At 40.2% G+C, this 18,027-nt stretch carries 14 protein-coding genes; 6 read left to right on the forward strand and 8 right to left on the reverse strand.

Annotated elements, in window-relative coordinates:
• Nucleotides 1-4: 4 nt before the first annotated feature.
• The 3 genes from CSQ79_RS25340 to CSQ79_RS25350 all read right to left on the reverse strand — a co-directional run bounded on the left by CSQ79_RS25340 (nt 5) and on the right by CSQ79_RS25350 (nt 3,186).
• Nucleotides 5-1,360 carry an APC family permease gene (locus CSQ79_RS25340; protein ID WP_099703886.1) on the reverse strand — a complete coding sequence of 452 codons (1,356 nt, stop codon included), beginning with the start codon at nt 1,358-1,360 and terminating at the stop codon, nt 5-7.
• Nucleotides 1,361-1,497: 137 nt separating this feature from the next.
• The gene (locus tag CSQ79_RS25345; RefSeq protein ID WP_099703887.1) at nt 1,498-1,920 is read right to left on the reverse strand and encodes a DNA-binding protein; all 423 of its coding nucleotides are present in this window, start codon (nt 1,918-1,920) and stop codon (nt 1,498-1,500) included.
• Nucleotides 1,921-2,094: 174 nt separating this feature from the next.
• Nucleotides 2,095-3,186 carry a hypothetical protein gene (locus tag CSQ79_RS25350; protein WP_143755502.1) on the reverse strand — a complete coding sequence of 364 codons (1,092 nt, stop codon included), beginning with the start codon at nt 3,184-3,186 and terminating at the stop codon, nt 2,095-2,097.
• Nucleotides 3,187-3,781: 595 nt separating this feature from the next.
• Between CSQ79_RS25350 and CSQ79_RS25355 the strand changes: the two genes are divergently transcribed.
• From CSQ79_RS25355 to CSQ79_RS25365, 3 genes are all read left to right on the forward strand, one after another.
• Entirely contained in the window at nt 3,782-3,988 is a 207-nt protein-coding gene (locus CSQ79_RS25355; protein ID WP_099703889.1) for a hypothetical protein, read from the forward strand.
• Between the two features lie 242 nt (nt 3,989-4,230).
• Nucleotides 4,231-5,004: an alpha/beta fold hydrolase gene (locus CSQ79_RS25360; protein WP_099703890.1), complete on the forward strand. Its 774-nt coding sequence runs from the start codon at nt 4,231-4,233 to the stop codon at nt 5,002-5,004.
• 42 nt (nt 5,005-5,046) lie between these two features.
• Nucleotides 5,047-5,370 carry a hypothetical protein gene (locus tag CSQ79_RS25365; protein WP_143755503.1) on the forward strand — a complete coding sequence of 108 codons (324 nt, stop codon included), beginning with the start codon at nt 5,047-5,049 and terminating at the stop codon, nt 5,368-5,370.
• 76 nt (nt 5,371-5,446) lie between these two features.
• On the opposite strand, the gene CSQ79_RS25370 is transcribed toward CSQ79_RS25365, so the two are convergent.
• The 3 genes from CSQ79_RS25370 to CSQ79_RS25380 form a co-directional block, all read right to left on the reverse strand.
• On the reverse strand, nt 5,447-6,526 hold the full coding sequence (locus tag CSQ79_RS25370) for a trypsin-like serine peptidase (RefSeq protein ID WP_099703892.1): 1,080 nt from the start codon (nt 6,524-6,526) through the stop codon (nt 5,447-5,449).
• Nucleotides 6,527-7,208: 682 nt separating this feature from the next.
• The gene (locus CSQ79_RS25375) at nt 7,209-7,652 is read right to left on the reverse strand and encodes a response regulator (protein WP_099703893.1); all 444 of its coding nucleotides are present in this window, start codon (nt 7,650-7,652) and stop codon (nt 7,209-7,211) included.
• A 410-nt stretch (nt 7,653-8,062) separates the two neighbouring features.
• Nucleotides 8,063-9,469, reverse strand: coding sequence for a hypothetical protein (locus CSQ79_RS25380; RefSeq protein ID WP_099703894.1), 1,407 nt, complete (start codon nt 9,467-9,469; stop codon nt 8,063-8,065).
• Between the two features lie 325 nt (nt 9,470-9,794).
• Between CSQ79_RS25380 and CSQ79_RS25385 the strand changes: the two genes are divergently transcribed.
• The gene (locus CSQ79_RS25385) at nt 9,795-10,244 is read left to right on the forward strand and encodes a GNAT family N-acetyltransferase (protein WP_099703930.1); all 450 of its coding nucleotides are present in this window, start codon (nt 9,795-9,797) and stop codon (nt 10,242-10,244) included.
• Entirely contained in the window at nt 10,237-12,717 is a 2,481-nt protein-coding gene (locus tag CSQ79_RS25390; protein ID WP_099703895.1) for a glycosyltransferase family 39 protein, read from the forward strand. Before CSQ79_RS25385 ends, CSQ79_RS25390 begins: the two co-directional genes overlap by 8 nt.
• Nucleotides 12,718-12,757: 40 nt before the next feature.
• On the opposite strand, the gene CSQ79_RS25395 is transcribed toward CSQ79_RS25390, so the two are convergent.
• Nucleotides 12,758-15,643 (reverse strand): ATP-binding protein, encoded by a 2,886-nt coding sequence (locus CSQ79_RS25395; RefSeq protein ID WP_099703896.1) that lies wholly within the window; start codon nt 15,641-15,643, stop codon nt 12,758-12,760.
• Between the two features lie 658 nt (nt 15,644-16,301).
• Between CSQ79_RS25395 and CSQ79_RS25400 the strand changes: the two genes are divergently transcribed.
• Complete coding sequence (locus CSQ79_RS25400) at nt 16,302-17,228, forward strand: cobalamin-binding protein (RefSeq protein WP_099703897.1); 927 nt, start codon at nt 16,302-16,304, stop codon at nt 17,226-17,228.
• A gap of 119 nt (nt 17,229-17,347) precedes the next feature.
• Here the strand turns inward: CSQ79_RS25400 and CSQ79_RS25405 are convergent, their stop codons facing one another.
• Nucleotides 17,348-18,022, reverse strand: coding sequence for a DUF2834 domain-containing protein (locus CSQ79_RS25405; RefSeq protein ID WP_099703898.1), 675 nt, complete (start codon nt 18,020-18,022; stop codon nt 17,348-17,350).
• Nucleotides 18,023-18,027: the final 5 nt, after the last annotated feature.

An 18,027-nucleotide genomic window follows, 5' to 3' on the forward strand; every position in this document is an offset into this window, starting at 1 on the left:
GCGTTCAAACTTGTTGGTTACGATTCCAGAACAGAAGTGGTATGCCTGAAAGCACAACGCATAAACCTAATAGCGCTCCAACTCCTGTATAGGTCAAACTAGAGTAAAGCAAATAAATACAAATAAGACAAAACAGCAGCGGAGTTAGAGGATAAAACGGAACTTGAAAAGGTCGTGGTATTTGTGGTTCGCGCTGTCGCAAGACAAATAAGGCGATCGCAGAAAGCAAGAAGAAGAACCAAAACACAGGTGCAGTGTAGTCTACCATTGCTTCAAAGCCATTGCGAGGCGCGATAGTTCCTCCTAAAACTAGTACTAAGGAAATAGCACCTTGAGCGAGTAATGCACCTATCGGAGTATTGCCATTGTTTCTCCATTTACTGAGAAATTTGAATTGGGCAAAGTCTCGTCCTAATGCATAATTGGTTCGCGCACCTGTAAAAATTGTGGCATTGGTGGCACCTAAAGTAGAAATAGCAATGAGGAAGCTAATAAATACAGCGCCAGGAGTTCCAAAAGCATGACGCATTAAGTCTGCTGCCACAGCCTCTGAACCAGCGGTTCCAGCAAGACCTAAGCCTCGAAGATAGGCAAGGTTAATCAACAAATAAATCGTTGAGATAATACAGATACTCCAAACCAGCGATCGCGCCATATCGCGGCGGACATTGCGGATCTCAGCGGAAATATACGCAGCTTCGCTCCACCCGCCATAAGATAGCAAGACAAAAATCATGACTAAACCTAAGCTGCTTTCGGTTGGCGGAATGATTTGTTGTGGAGGACTTGTTGTTATCAGTAAACCAACGCCCACGACAAGCAGTAACCCTAACACCTTAGCTGCTGTTAACAAATTTTGCGCAATCTTGCTTTGTTGTACGCCAATAATATTCAAACCTGTTAATAGTGCGATCGCTAAAGCAGCATAGATTGATGGTGAATAAGCACCCAAGCGCCACAACTGTGAAGCATAATCACCAAATACAAATGCTAATAAAGCAATTGAACCAGTTTGAACTACTGTCATGCGTGCCCAAGCAAATAAAAAAGCCACTGATTTGCCAAATGCCCGTAGCAAGTAGTAATAATTACCACCGGTGTGTGGATAAGTTGTTGCTAATTCGCCATAGCATAATGCACCCAGCAAAGAGACAACGCCTCCTAAAACCCAAGCACCAAGAGCAACAGCCCCATTACTACTATTCGCTGCCACGAGTGCTGGTGTTTCAAAAATCCCTGCACCGATAACTATGCCAACAATGATTGCGATCGCATCTCCAAAAGCCAGTGCAGGTTTGGGTGTTGTCGCAATGCTACTAGCTATTCCCTCTCGATTTAAGTTGTGTTCCCGTTGACTCACTACGGTTTATTTCCAGGTTTGCCTACAGCGCAATTCAGCGAGTGATACAAGTTAAATGTAAATACTAGCAAGGGGAAGCTAAAGCATGATGCTTCATGCCTCCCCTTTCTTTCAGTAGGGGTCATACTAATATGACCCTAGTTTTTTGCAGGCGCGTTGCCTCTAGCGCCAGAGTTAGGACGGTTACGGTTAGGACCACCTGCCCAAGGTGGTGGACCCTGTGCTGGACGAATCTGAATCACAGTACCGTTAGCACGAGTAATGGAGAAAGCATCAAATTCACCACCTCTGCCCAGTTCACCATTTACAGTAACTTCTTCTCCAGGTGATAGATTGATTTGTTGCCACCAACGTGGTCCTGCATCTACAATAATTTGCCCACTATCATCTTCAAGAATAAAGTCGTTGCCAACAATATTTCCAACTCTACCTGAGATTGTTGTACCAGGAGGGCGCTGCTGCAAATCGCCGATTCTTGTTTGCGAGCGTGCTATTGTAGGTATCCCTAATGTAAGAATTGACGCCGCTATAGTTAAGCCAAGTAATAATTGCTTGTTCATAGGCTGAAATCCTCATATTGTCCTTACTTTATAGTTTTAAAAGTAAATGTGACTGTAGAGTGACAGCAACATGAACATCAAGTGACAGTAAAGTGACTTTAGGTAATCCCTAAGTGTACGCTGTTGTTGCCCTTAAAGACTCGCGCCAACTTAGGGATATTACCTAACTTAAATTTAGAAGTTGTAACCAACTCCAACTAACAGTCCAACTTCAGTATCATCAATGAAACCAATATTGACGCCTGCAGTTGCTGTAAACTGCTCTGTTAGTGGCACGTCAACTCCGCCAGTAATTAGTGCACCTACAGTACTGTCTTGTCCTGTAGAAATTGCAATCCCAGCCCCAATATAAGGCGCTATGTTGAGTTGTGCAGCGGCAACACCTGTTTCTGCAGGTGGGAAGTCTGCAGTAATTGGTATCGCAATTACTGTGTTGTCACCAATGTATGCTGCTGGTCTCACAGAAAAAGTGTCGGTCAATCCTATTTTGCTATAAACAGCAAAAGCACCTTCACTCAAAGTGGTTTCTCCACCAAATCCGATATTACCACCAATTCCAATGTAGCTAGCACCACCACGGGTTGCTGTACCAGGTACAATAGCAGGCTCTACAGTTGTATCTGGAGTTGTTGTATCAGGAACTTGCTGCTGAGTAGGACTTGGGAAGGTTGGATCTGGTTGAGTTTGAGTTGGTCCTGGAAAAGTTGGATCTACTGTTCCAGGTGTTGGTTGAGTTTGGGTAGGTCCTGGAAAAGGAGTACCTGGTTGAGTTTGAGTCCCAGGCGCGAACGGATCTACTGTTCCAGGTGTTGGTTGAGTTTGGGTAGGTCCTGGAAAAGTCGGATCTGTTGTTCCAGTTCCTGGTTGAGGTTGCACAAGATTTGGACTAGGAGTTGGTTGAGTTGTGCCACCTTCTGGTGTTGTTTGATTTAAAGGGTTAGGAGGACTTGATTCAATACGGTCATCAATGTCACCCTCTGTTGGTCCTAAGTTATCAAGGTTAGCTTGACTTAGTATGGTGGAAGCATTGCCATCTGTCCCAGGCGCGTTTCCATCCACCACCAAATTGCTCTCCGCTTGAGTCACTCCAGATGCTGTCCCAATAACAAGCGCAGATGCTGAAGTGGAAACATTGCTGTTTACATCTGCAGTTGTTTGCACATCATTACTAACGGTTTGAGCTTGAACTGATGCTGCACTGGCAACAACTCCCACGGCAGTGAGACTTGCTATCAGTGAAGCACGCCTGAACGAAATGGTTTTCATACGTTATTCCTTGTATTCCTTACATTGACCTCTGTGGTTCAGGGTGATAGACTGGATTGAGTAATTCCAGTCTTCCTGAAGAATGTGACGCAAATGTGACAAAGCGTCGGTATCAAAAGGATCTCTACCAAAAGTAATAGTTGAGTTTCTTGGAGAAATTTAGGTTTCTACCAGAAAGAATAGGCACAAGGTTGTATAAAAATTGTTTTAGCTTTCATATTCTGCTCCTCACTCCTCTTATCGTCTACAATCGAGTAATGATTGTTAACTGGATTTAACATTACTTCTGATAATATTGCAACATTTTGTCGCTTTTTGTATCTACCCTCCGGTATCTAATTTAAGTATTAAATGTATAGATTTGGTATCATTATGAAATCGTAGTGATACATATTAATTGATTATATTTTGATAATTTCTGTTTGTTTTGCATCTGTACGGTACAGCTTAGAGTAAGGGTTAAAGCACGCAGGGGTTGGTTACTACCAGGCATTGGAACAGGGTTAGGTGTTTTAGCCATTGCAGACATATATTTAACGGTGTTGTATCCAAGAGGCGACAAAGGTATCATTAGCATTCCTCTGGCGCGAGGATTATGGCATTTTCGCTTCAGTGCCAAGACAATGCGCAGACAGCGCGATCGCATACTCTCGTATATGATGCAACTGTTACAGTGTGGATACTGCTACTTTTAATTAGGTTTACTTTGATCAGTTGGGTTGCGTTAGATCGTGAAATCCGAATGCAAGGAAAAGATACTCCTACAGATTTTGCTACAGTGGTTATTCACTGTCAACTTTAGGTATCGGTGATATTAGACCTCAAACTGGTACTTATCGCTCTGAACAAATGCGGCGATCGCATCACTATCAGGCTGTTGAGCATTTAGCTGCGCAAGGAATTGCAACAGTAGCTAACTGAGAAGCTGGTGCAGATTTATATTCACTACGTCGGCGGTGGAACCCCAATATGATTGCTTTGGCAAAATATATGGAATATGACTGGAGTGCGATCGCTCCTTCAGTTGTGCAAGGAGTAGATTGAATGAAGCATCAATTACAACAAAAGCAAATTAAATTAGAGAACTATCAAACAGTTTATCTAGAAGAAGGAGTGACTCATTCAGAAACAATATTATTTTTACATGGCTGGACAATAGCCACTGAGCCTTATCAAGAAACTCTACATCTTTTGTCGCAGTACTATCATGTTATTGCTCCGGACTTACCAGGTTTTGGCAAAACAAGTTTTCCTACTGCTGTACCAGATTACGATGGATATGTTGAGTGTATTATGAGTTTCTTAAAAGCTTTAAATTTGAAAAAAGTTCATGTAGTAGGACATTCTGGTGGTGGTGCGGTTGGAGTTGTTTTAGCAGCTAATTTTCCCGAACTTGTTAAGAGTCTCATTTTGATTGATAGTACAGGAATTCCGTTAGGCTTTTTACCTGAGGTGGCACTACGACGGTTAATTGATTTTCCGGCTCAAATTGGCAGATTTAAATTTGAGCCGACATTTCTTTTTATGAAAGCTCTAATAAGTAACTGGATTTTTAAGACTCAAAATATGTTTCAATCTTCATGGATTGCATTAGAAAAAGACTTACGCCCATTATTACCACAAGTTCAGTGCCCTACTTTGATTGTCTGGGGCGATCGCGATTTATTTGTTCCTGTTAAGTGTGCATACGAGTTTTCACAAGGTATTCCTCATTCACAGTTAATTATGCTGGAAGATGAATATCATGAATGGATCTTTTATCATGAGGAAAAGTGCGTAAATATTATTGCTAACTTCATTAATGAGACTGAGCTGTAGCTAAATAACATTGTTCTACTTGAATACAGAAGGGAAACGCATATGAGCTGCAAGTATAGGTTAACATTTAAAAACATCTTGGCAACTTTTTTAATATTGTCACTGACACCTGTAACAATGGCAGTTCAGGCAGAGGAAGTGAGCGATCGCCCAGAAAGCAACGTTGGACAAAACATCCGTTGTTCCGAAGCATCTCAAGCCGAACAATATTGGACGCCTGAGCGCATGGAGCGTGCTGAACCACCATCAATGACGCGCCCTGGTTCTCCTAATCCTGATGCTCAACCTGAACCACCATCTAGCCCAGAAACGAGTGCTCCGAGTTGGAGTCCACAAGAAGATGTTCAGCCGCAAACAGAAGATTAATAGAAGTAGTAAGTCACATTTCACTGCCTACTACTTCTTATCAGTCTTATATCAATCTCAATCTGGCAATAAAATCTCAGGAGCCTCTTTGTATAGCATAGTTGCGTAAACTCAGAAAGCTACTACCAAAATAAGGAGAATACATTGCCCCTGGTTGATGGTTGTACTTATAGCTATTGAGTCCATTGATTTGATTGATTGCTCCAAATCTATTAGGACTATACTTAACTAACCAGGGACCGCCACTTGCACCACCTGTCATATCGCAGCCAATACCAATTGGATTAGGATTACCTGAATCATTTACTGCATAAGGGGCAGCACAAACGATCATCCGTCTACCATCAAAGGGTGCAGCTGCAGGATAGCCAAAAGCGTGCCAGAATTGGTTACGCGGGGCATTTGCTAGAAAACCTAAAAACCCCACAACATTGTGAAGACGTCTGTTACCTTTGTCACAAGCTTGAATTGCTCCTAGATCTTGAGCAAAATTACTATTATTGTGCCAACCAGATCTTGCGTAAAGCCCACATGATGACCATGTTCCATAAGGCGCTGGCACAGGAGTTCCTGGTTTGTAAGCAGGTACAAAGGTAACGTTAGTATGAAATCTTCCTTTGCCATCAGATACACAGTGTCCTGCTGTCCAAACGAGACGTTTATTTGTACTATTAACTGCTGACGCTGAACATACCTTATCTACGCCGTTCTCAGTAAAAAATACCTTGCCTATAGTTGTTTCAGGGTACTGCGTGTATCTGTTGAGATTAACAAAAGAGCGTGAGTACGCAAATGGGTAACTAGCAGCAAATGGAACAGAAGTTATCAATGAATTATTTGATAATTGCTCGCTGAGTCTCTCTAATTGAGAGGAAATTGGACCACCGCTAGGTGCGCTAACAGGTGGACCAGACGGCGATCGTTCAACTTGAGATGTTGGTTGAGGGAGAGTAGTACGATTAATATTTACTGGCTTAGCTTCCCGCATCCTTTGTGGAGTCCAGTAGGCTGCGGCTTTATCTGCTTGTGCTATGGGTATATTTATGCCGACGTTACCATTCGTTTGAGCAGTAGCAACTAGGGGTGTGAATGTTGTTAAAAATAAACTCGTGATTGTACCTGTAAAAGCAAAAGATTTGTATAAAATTTTAATCATGTTTCCGTAACTCCTCGTGTAACGTGTGATTATCTTACTGGCAAAGTCGATAGATGTAGGATGACAACTACAGCTAGTTTTGGATAATTGCAGATTTACTTAAGAAATCAATAAAGTTAGCAGTGACCTCATCAACTACAAAATGCTTTTCAAATCAGCCTGGAGTCAATCCGCAGCTAACTTAATGACAAAAATGCTTACCTGTTCAATAACTTCTAGTGAGCAGGAATCAAAATAATTTACAAAACTTCTTTATGCTATTGTTAGGCTTGTCATGCTAATTCTTCTCTACTCCTCAATTAGAACTCGGATTCGTTTAATCTCCTTCAAATTTTATAGAAGTAGAGAGAATAATTCGTTTCAGATTTTGACCTTGCTAATTGCCGATTTTGCCTAACCTAGTTGCATAAAACTGTAATGGAAGCGTACCATGGCAGAGGTAATGATTAACGCAAGATATATATCTTGCATCAAGGCATAAGGTAGGCTTCAAGCCTACCTCACAAATCTATTTAATAACTGTGAAATGGACGCGCTTTCCCGTCCATCTTTTCTATGGGCAAAATTTCAGGCAAAGCAATTAGTTACTGATTATTGTAAGTTTGAGTCACTAATTTGAATAGTAATATTTTTATAATAGTCGTAGCTTTATTAGTGTTGACCTTAATTAGGAATTCAGAGACTATGCCGAAGGCAAAAAGAAAGAAAAAGAGTTATGTATAAAGTGATAAATTTTAGTTTCTAAATCTTCAACGACTATTGGCTTTTCCATAAAGTCGTTACATCCAGCGGCTAGTGCTTTTGCTTGGAACAAATATTGGGGTAAACTAGTTACAGCAATAATTGGACATAACGTGTGTTGACGTAACTGCTGAGTTAAAGAAATACCATCGGTTTCTGGTAACATCAGTTCTAATAAAATCAGTGTTGGCTTGTGGGCGATCGCCAACTGCAACGCATTTTGACTATTTGTCGCCGTCAGCACACCACACCCATAAACTTTAATAATCTCAGTTGTTAACGTTAAACTATCTAGATCGCTATCAACAACTAAAACAAGCGAATTTTCTCGGTCGGGAAAGAAATAATCTTCTGGTGAAAAATGTTTTAAGTTCACAGTAAGCATTGTCGTTGAGTTCCTCTACACATGCCAGCTAAGCCCTGAAATCTGTGTGAGATCTACAGCCATGCCTGAGGAAGAACGAGGCATTTCCAAACATGTTATACCTGCGCTTGAGATTGGCTAGGAGTTAACTTGCCCAGCTATCAATCCTTGCATTCCAAAATAATCAGCAAGTGAATAGGCTTATATTCGGGTACACGTTATAAAATAACCATTTTTGGCTATAATTGTGATAACTTTATAATTATTTAACTAATAGAGTTACTTTTTTGTTGTCAAGTATACTGTTTATATTGTGTAAAGCTGATTTTTGTTGCCTTGGAAACAGGTAATAAAGAGTTGAGAAAAATATTCAATTTAACACTCAAAACTGTTGACACGTCTTTGAGTTAAATTTATTTTCATCTTATTACTTATTTGGGACGGATCTGCTTATGTAGTTGCTCTGCTTTTTCCAGCAATTGTTCGCTTCCAGCTTCAGTAATACCTTTGACGTAATTAATTTTGACTTCTTCTAACATATCAATCAACAAAGATTGAATTTCTTGAATATTGTGTTTTTTTTGTAATTCGTTTTCTAAAGCATCACGTAAGTTTCTCCCCAAGCGGGCGGTAAGTTCAGCACCTACAGAATCTTGCATTGAATTTGTGAGGTTGTTGTATGTCACACTAAATATAGCTTTAGCTAATCTTTTAGTTTGATTTTTACCAACATTACGCAAACCTGGGATGTATTGTAGTGCGCGGTTTCCAGGAAGCTGATGCAGTGTACTAGAAAGACTATGATGAATGAGATTTTCGATATCAGGTTGTACTTGAGGCAAAACATCGTAAACAGCGATATGAAAAAGGCGTGAAGCGATCGCACTCATCTCATTTACATTATTAACCTGTACATAAGGTTTGCGCAGTTCTGGATGCAACAACCATCGAAATACATCTCCCTTGCGAATTGAATTTTGCATTTGTTCAACAATTTGAATTCCTGCCATTTCCGTTAGTTCTGCCGCAAAACCAATGACAAAATCTCGTTGTGCTTCGGCACGAAGAGGGTCAAGATTCAATAAGCCAGTATGGTAGAGACGCACTGAGACCGGAAGGACACGCAATAATCGCCAAAAAGGTAACAGTAAAAACAAGTCGTACCAGCGCCTTAACGTTGCTTCTAGCCAACTTAAGTAAGGATAACGACGACGAATTGCCCTCACCCGTGCAAAAAGATCGAGCGCAAAAATCAGTACAAATGGTAAATCGAGTAGCCAGAAATGGTTTGTTGGTGTATCAAGTCGGTTAACACTGCGATAGTAATTGGTTTGCATCAAGGGGCGAATTTGCGTATCCCAAAATTCCATTTCCTGCTGCCAACCTGCTTGCGTGAGATATAGTGGACTCCAAAATCTTGCAAAAGCATCTCTAGCTAAAGTTTCCCCAGTGCGCACTCGTAGACGTTGCTTGATTGTTTCAAACTGACTACTTTTGTAAGCTGCTGCAAAAGGATTATCTTCAATCAGTGTTTGACTCAGGACACGTACTTGCGCAAGTGAACTTGCAGTTTCAGGTGATTGCAATCCGCTGACAACAACTTGCGCCTCTAAAGCTGCAACTTGGGCAAGATAATTTTCAGTTTCAGGATGCGGTTGAATGCCTTTGACCGGATCGTAAAGCCGTGTCAAGCTAGGAATTATCTGTAGATAGAAGTCGCGACTATACAAGTACGTTAGGTCAAAAACAACTAACAGCAAATTAATCAAGGCGAGAATCGCAATCCCACGTTCTCGCCAAGGGTAGCGTCGCTCGAAATATGGTTTAATTCTTGCCATTATTTTGATCGCAGGGCGCGAGAGTAGGAGTGAGTGGCTGCTTTGGATACTTGATCGCTGCTCTTACAAGCTCTAGTGCCCACAATATCTAAGGTTTGTATTGAAAAACAAACGGTATGAGGCAAGTGAAGTTCACTTTGTTTTAGTATAGCTATTGCAATTTACTAACAAAACTGGTAATGTTTACCATATAATGAGGCTTTAAAAGAAAATAAAATTAAAGCTTAATGACCCAGTATAAAAATATAGTACTAAGTTGTAAAAGCAATGTCGAGAGCTTAGTAAAAACTCAACATTCTTTGTGCAAACAGAATCAGCACCGCTTATGAGCCAAATTGCAATTAAAACTGCGAGTCCGCAAGAATGGCAGTACATACAAGAAATCCGGCGTGCGGTCTTTCAAGAAGAACAAGGAGTCGATCCGGCATTAGAATTTGACGGTAAAGATGAAATCGCTCAACAGATTATTGCTTACATAGATACCCAGCCAGTAGGAACTGCGCGTGTGAGATATTTAGATGCGAAAACAGCAAAAATAGAACGACTAGCAGTGTTATCAATTGCCAGAGGACAAGGAATTGGTAAGCGATTGATGCAAAAAGCGATAGAACTAGCGATAGAAAAAAAGATTCAAGAAGTTGTGATTCACGCTCAAGAATATATAAAACTACTGTATCAACAACTCGATTTTATTCAAGAGGGAGAAACATTTGATGAAGCGGGGATTCCTCATGTAAAAATGAGGAAAAAATTAACGAACAACGAGTGTGATTAGGCTCAAACACAATCAAGCGCGAGGGCTGCTGATTCTAGCACTGATCTGGCTTGCAGGTGCGGTAAGCGATCGCATTTGGCTGAATATAGATAACTCAGTTCCCGCTTGGGATCAAGCTGATTACCTCAACGGTTCTTTAAATTACTGGCAAGCTTTACAGCAGATACAGTGGTTTAGTCGTGAATGGTGGACAGATTTCTGGCATCTTTCTTCAAAGATACCGCCTGGAATATACACAGTTGCTGCGATCGTACAGCAAATTTTTGGTCGGGGAATAGAGCAAGCTACACTTATTCATTTAATATTTAGTGCGATTCTCCTCACTTCTGTTTATGGATTAGGTGTACAACTATTCAATAGAGAAATAGGCTTATGGGCAGCAGCATTGTGTCAATTGTTTCCTAGTCTTTACCGCTACAGACTAGAATTTGTCTTAGATTATCCCTTGACTGCTGTAGTCACACTCTCTTTTTTGTGTTTAACACTTTGGACTTTTAGTGCAAGCTTAATAGCACCGGTAAAATCTCGCTTATCTCCTAGCAAACAATGGTTGTGGGCTGCGGCTTTTGGGATTTCCTTCGGGCTAGCGATCTTAGTCAAACAAACCGCGTTGTTTTTTCTATTCGTTCCAGTACTCTGGGTAGGCATTGCCACATTGTATCGACGACAATGGCAGCGTTTATTACAGTTAATCGCAAGTCTACTGCTATCAGTAGTGATATTCTATCCTTGGTATCGCACCAATTGGTTAACTGTCTTAACAAGTGGTAAACGCGCAACAATAGATTCTGCAATTGCTGAAGGCGATCCACCTTTAAATACTCTTGCAGCTTGGACTTATTACTGGGAAATTCTGCCTTATCAAGTTTCTTGGTTATTACTTTTAGTACCAATCATCGGAATCCTTCTTTATTGGAAGCGCAAGGAAAAATATCATACCTCATTAGCTTGGTTAGCCATATTTTGGCTAGGTGCTTATTTTTTATGTTCATTAAATATCAATAAAGATGAACGTTATGTTTTGCCTTACTTACCCGTTGTTGGCTTATTTTTAGCTTATGGTTTAACATCCTGGCGCGGACGTTGGGGAAATCGTGTTCGTTGGGGTAGTGTCACTTTGGCAGTACTACTGATGTTTCTCAATCTGTTTCCCCTAGGAGGTATAGGTCAAAGTATGACACAAGTGTTGAGTCCTAAAGCAGAACACTATGCTTTGGTTGGTTCTCGTTTACCGCATGCAGAAGTGATCGAAGAAATCATTCAACAAGCACCTTATTTACGCTCTACCTTAGGAGTTTTACCATCTACTCCACAGATCAATCAACACAACTTTAATTACTATGGGGCATTACGAGACTTTCAAGTTTATGGGCGACAAGTTGGAACGCGATCGCAGCAAATAGCACAAGATGCACGATCGCTTGATTGGTTCTTAACAAAAACTGGCGATCAAGGTTCAGTTCCCGCAGCCCAAGCAGAAATGGTGCAAACGATTGAGCGATCGCCTGATTTTAAAATTCACAAAAGTTGGGCATTACCTGACGGTAGCACATTAAATCTATATCGCGATCGCACTCCGGAGGTTGAAGTGACTTCAGTGCAAACGCCATTAGCAAATGTGAAACTCTTGCAAGTTACAGTACCTCAACAAATACAGCCTGGGATACCTGCGCCTGTCACCTATCAATGGATTGGTTCGTGGGATGAGTTGCAGTCTGGTTTAGTATTACTTGATTGGGATCAGGATACCAATTTAAAATCTCAATGGATACACGATCATGCAGTCGGAATGGGAAATCTGCATTCAGTCGTTCAAACTCATCAAGGCACATTTCAAGTAATTGAACGGATGGCAATGCTACCACCGGCAAATCTCCCCACAGGAACTTATACATTAAAAGCAACTTACTTGAACCGTAATACAGGCGAAACTTATCCAATTGCTGTCCCGCTGGTGACTGTAAATATTGAACCAAATGCTGAACCTGTTGCAGCACCTGAACTCGATTTATTAACACAGTTGCGGATTTTAGCTGCTACTTTACCCCAAGGACCAACAGCACTAGAATGGGTTTTTGAAGAAATTGCCCGCATTAATCAATACGATCCAACGCAAGATTATTTAATGCAAACTCAACAAGCCTTAACCTATCGCCTACAGCAGGAATCACAAAATTTAGAGTGGGCGTATACTTTGGCTTTATCTAGAGTATTGAAACAACAAGTCAAAGAAGCGATCGCAGCTTTAGAAAAAGTCACTCAACTCGACGCTCAAAACCCTTATGCTTATGCCTATCTTGCTTTTGTCCATCTTTATAATTGGCACGGCGCACCTGCAGCAGCTGCCCTTAAAAATGCCCGTACACTCAACTCTAATATTCCAGAAATTCAAGTTCTCAGCAGTGTTGCTGCATTGTTACAAGGCAATCTTATAGACGCATGGCACTATTTTACAACCTGGCAGAACACGTAAAATCTGTCATACTTTATTTTACCCTGACCTCTGACTTTTGCTATAAATAGCGCATCAAAAGTGATTCTAGTTGAGCAATACCAATCGGCTTATTTAAACACTCTTGGGCACCAGCTTCAAGGAAGCGATCGCACTTTTCAGTTGTTTGTGTTATGACGACTATGGGAATTGTTTGATCGAGTTCTGCTTTAAGATGTTGTATGAGAGTTACAGTTGTAACATTTTCTGATAATTGAGGATCTAATAAAATTAGTTTTGGCTTAAATTTCTCGATCTGAGCCAAAATATTATTTGTCACTTTCAAGTACTTAACTTCATAGCCAATTGCTTTAAGGTAAGATTGAATAATGCTGCCATGATTACCATTACCACTAATCAGAATTCGTGGCGAACAATTGAATAGATGACCAGCTTGTTGATTGTAGCCATACTGCTCATCTTCTGTCGGTTGAGGGTAATCCGGTAACAACAAAGTAAAATCACTACCCTTACCCAGCGTTGACTTTACAGTAACATTTCCACCGTGTAGATGCGCTAGTTTACGAGTTAAAGCTAAACCTAGACCGGTTCCTTCATATTGACGATTGAAACGACTATCTAACTGCTTAAATGGTTGAAATAGTAACTTAAGATGTTCTGAAGCAATACCAATTCCTGTATCAGAAACAGTAAAAGTGATTCCTTGAGGAACTTTTTGAACTCGAAGAGTAACTTTACCAGATGGAGTAAACTTAATTGCATTTGTTAACAGATTAAGTAACATTTGCTTAACTCGTCGTTCATCAGCAAAGCAGCAAACAGCCTGAGGATCGAGTTGACTAGTAAGTTGCAAACCTTTTTTAATTGCGCGATCGCGTACAATTGCCAAGCAAGTTTCACATAACTCAGGTACTTGAACTAACGCTAACATCAGTTCTTCTTTGCCTGCTTCAACTTTCGAGAGGTCAAGAATATCATTAATCAATGATAGCAAGTGTTCGCCACTACTATAAATGCAGCTTACATATTCTTTTTGCTTTGCATTTAAAGAACCAAAGATTTCTTGATGTAGTAATTGTGATAAACCTAAAATAGCATTCAAAGGTGTGCGTAATTCGTGGCTCATCGTTGCTAAAAACTCACTTTTAGCTTTACTGACGTTTTCTATAGCTTCTTTACTTTTTCGCAGTTCAATTTCTACTTGCTTGCGTTCACTAATATCACGCACTATACTCACAACTTCATCTTCGCCACAAACAACCATTCGGGCTTCATAATTGCGATTTTTTCCTTGAATGGGAAGTTGATATTCAATGAGTTGAACTGTGCAATTTGTGAGTGCTTTCTTAATACCTAACCTAATTTTCTTGCTCACACTCTCTGGCAAAAATTCTACTAAATTTTTACCAATAAATTCATCTTCTGGTACATATAAATCAAAATTTTTTGTTCCTTTAAAATCTAGAATAATACCATCTTTTCTAATGCGAAACATTGCATCTGGAATAGCATTTAAAAGAGCGCTATTTTTAGCTTCAGTTTTACGCAGTGCTTCTTCTGTTCGCTTACGGACAATTGCTGCCCCAATACTTCCAGATGCTGCAATTAAAATAGCTTCTTCTGATTCTTGCCATTGTCTTTGATAGCGACATTCATCGAACCCAACAAAACCCCAGAAAGAATCCTCAATAAAAATCGGTACGATGAGAATCGAAATAATATCTTGCGGTTCTAGAACTTGTCTTTCAGTTTCTGGAAAATCTTTTACCAACCCACAGACAATGTTTCCTGCACTCAGGAGTTGATACCAACGAGGTAAAAAGTTAAGATACGAAAGGTTTTGTAATTCAGGGTTATCAATCTCAGGAGTTACTGTGTTATCTGTCCATTCAAATCGCTGACTCAGTAGTGGTTCACCACTGTGAGGATCAGTATGATTCTCAAAAACATAAACTCGATTCACCTGAACTGCTTTACCTAAAGTCTCAAGTGCTTTGTATACTGCTTGAGTAAAATCTTTTGCTGTCAGTAATTGATTCGTCGCCGCCGCAACACCTTCTAACAAGCGATCGCGTTGTGTCACAACAGATGTCACTAATTTGCGTTCAGTAATGTCTTTTTTGATTCCTACATAGCAAACAGGTTGATTTTGCTCATCACGCACTGTAAAAGCTTTCAGTTCTATATGTATTAGCTTGCCACTTTTTGTGCGACTCAGTACTTCGCAGCAATAACGATCATTTTTAACAAGTTCTTGACAAACAGTTGAAAAAACTTGTTCGCCAAGATGAATTGCTGGTGTCTTCCCATCCAGATCTTCATCTGAGTAACCTAGTAACAACTGATGCATTGCATTTTGTTGTAAGTAATAGCCTTGAAGATCAATAATTGCGATCGCATCATTGCAGTGAGTAACAATCTGACGAAAAGTGTTAATTTCTGCTAAAACGCTGATGCGCTGATCTGCTCTACAACAACACTCTTTCAGTGGTGAATGTAAGCTAACTTTACTTGTGCTTTGTAGCCTTTGTAAATCTTCAAAACGTTTACCTAGCCACTGCCATCTTGCATTGGCGAATTGTAGCTTCTGCAACAATATTGTACTAGTGACCTGTTCTGCTATAAGATATTCTTGCACTCCTATACTAATAGCTTCGCAGATCAGTGCTTGATTTTGCGTATCACCAATTGCAATTAGAGGAAAACCAGCATAAATGTGGCGTACTTGATTAACAACTTTTAAGCCATAAGCATCAAGCCTGGATATCACCAGTAGAATCACAGTTTCTGCTTGATATGATACACATTGATGTAGCTTAATGTTGTCTAGACTTGCAATAGCTATTAGCTCAATCTGTGTCTGATTGAGTTGTTGCAATATTTTTTGAATTTGATGCCTATCTGATACGTCTGCTACCAGTACAATCTTTAGCAGTTCTGCAGTCATTTACTTTTCAGTTCACATCGACAATCAGAAACCAATACTAGAGAAGGCAATTTGTGTACGAGGCGATCGCACTTTTATAACTAGTATAAATAGTAATATTCTTCACTCATGGAAAATCTATTTGATAACTAACCTGAAGATATCACTTAGTTGTATAAATCAATGTGCTATGGATCACTTTGCATCAATATTTTTTTATCAGTATAATATGCGATCCTGGATAGGATATGACATTGTTTGCATCATTTCGAGTAACAAGATTGCATAGTTTTCAATTAATACATATTAAACTTCTGTAAATCATTACTAGAATATAGCGAGAGAAAGTTCGTCTATTGTTATTATCTACTTACCTCAGGTATTTTATTGAGTAAAGTTTGTTCAGGAGGTTAAGATCATTAAATATTAGTTGTCTACAGCTTGACTCGCATTTAATAAAGTTGATCTATCTAGTTTGATTACTCGACCTCATAAATGAACTAATACTCAAGGCTGATTTTTCTAGAACAAACAACAAATTATATTAAGTGTACAGGTAAACGAGTCTTTGGCGCAGCTGAGTGTGAGATCTTAAGTGAGACTGTTTTATATCAGCAAGTAACTTTAGTCAAGAGCAAGCAATTATTTGTAGTAAAAACTAGCTGGATAAGAAAGTATCATGAGTCATCAAAATTTAAGAATTGTCTCTCTCATACCCAGTGCAACAGAAATTGTAGCGGCGCTAGGATTAGAAAATGTCATGGTTGGGCGATCGCATGAATGCGATTATCCGCCAGAAATAAAAGATCTTCCTGTGTGTACCGCAGCGAGGCTCAACTCAGAAGCACCCAGCAAAGAAATTCATCAAAACGTCAACCAAATTTTGCACTCAGCATTGAGCATTTACCAAGTTAAAATAGACGTCTTAGAAAAGTTAAAACCAACACACATTATTACTCAAGACCAATGCGATGTTTGTGCTGTTAGTTTACAAGATGTTGAAGCAGCAGTAGCACAACTGACCCAAAGTCAGCCCAAGATTATTTCCCTACAGCCTAATAGTTTAGCTGACGTTTGGCACGATATCGAGCGAGTTGCTAATGCATTGGGAGTGCGATCGCTCTTTTTAATCGAAGATCTCGAAGCACGAGTGAATATTTGTCAGCAAAAGACAGCAAGCCTTTCTTTAGAGGAACTACCTACAGTGGCTTGCATTGAGTGGACTGATCCGCTGATGACTGCTGCTAACTGGATTCCAGAACTTGTCACGCAAGCTGGGGGACAACCACTTTTTAGTGTTAGCGGACAACCATCCCCAACTCTGACTTGGGATACTCTCGTTGCAACGAATCCTGATGTGATGATCTTTATGCTATGTGGCTTTGATTTACACCGTACTCGTCAAGAAGCAATGGCATTAACTCAACACTCTGAGTGGGAAAAGTTACACGCAGTGCAACATGGAAGAGTTTATATTACTGACGGCAACGCGTATTTCAATCGTCCTGGACCACGCCTAGCTGATTCGTTAGAGATTCTAGCAGAAATTTTGCATCCAGAGATTTTTGACTACGGTTACAAAGGAACTGCTTGGGAACCGTTGTAGCTTGCATGACAAATCTTAATGAGTAGCCCCGAAGAAAGTCGGAAGACAGATTTGATGCATGCTTGCAATTAAAAGTAATGAGTGATTAGCAACTAGCAACTTAATCATAGCCTGGTTATTCAACTGGAGATGATATTACTAGTAGCTTCCATAGTCCGTTCTTCTGCTAGAGGTGGACGTAGGCATAAATAAATTAAAGGACCAAAAAGCGGGATTAGCGCTGTCATCCAATAGAGGAGAGAACTATCTAGACCTCGACGTGTCATATCATCTCGTAGCAAAGCAGGAAACAAAAGGCACAGCAAACAAAAGTCTAAACTCATAACATGAATAAAACGACTTGTACGCCATTGATAGACATAATCTCCCCAATCTCCCTTGCTGAAGCCGTAAGCAACAAGTAAAACTGCCGCAGTCATTAATATTATTCCAGTCCAACGCGAATCTAGTAACTTCAAGAAAGCGTTTTTTTGTCCTGGAAACGTTGTACTTGGTTCGCGCAAAGCTAAGTAAGGTAACAGTGCAAAAGCACCAACCCCAAAAGAAAGCGCCGCAAATGGGAAAGCCGGAATTTTTTGCGTTCTGCCATCAAAAAATAGCAGGCAACTATAAATCATGGGCCAAACACCCATAATATAAAATAATGCAACAATTAGAGGATTGATGCCGTCGATTTCACCGATAGAAAGATTCTTAATCAGTTCAAACGTGTCAGGTTGATTCGGTGGTGCCAAAAAAAAAGCATAAATTGCTAGTCCCACCCAGGTTGTGGCAAAGCCAATTTTTCTGATCATGGTTA

Origin of the sequence: Gloeocapsopsis sp. IPPAS B-1203 (assembly GCF_002749975.1) — a bacterium.
Classification (GTDB): Bacteria; Cyanobacteriota; Cyanobacteriia; order Cyanobacteriales; family Chroococcidiopsidaceae; genus Gloeocapsopsis.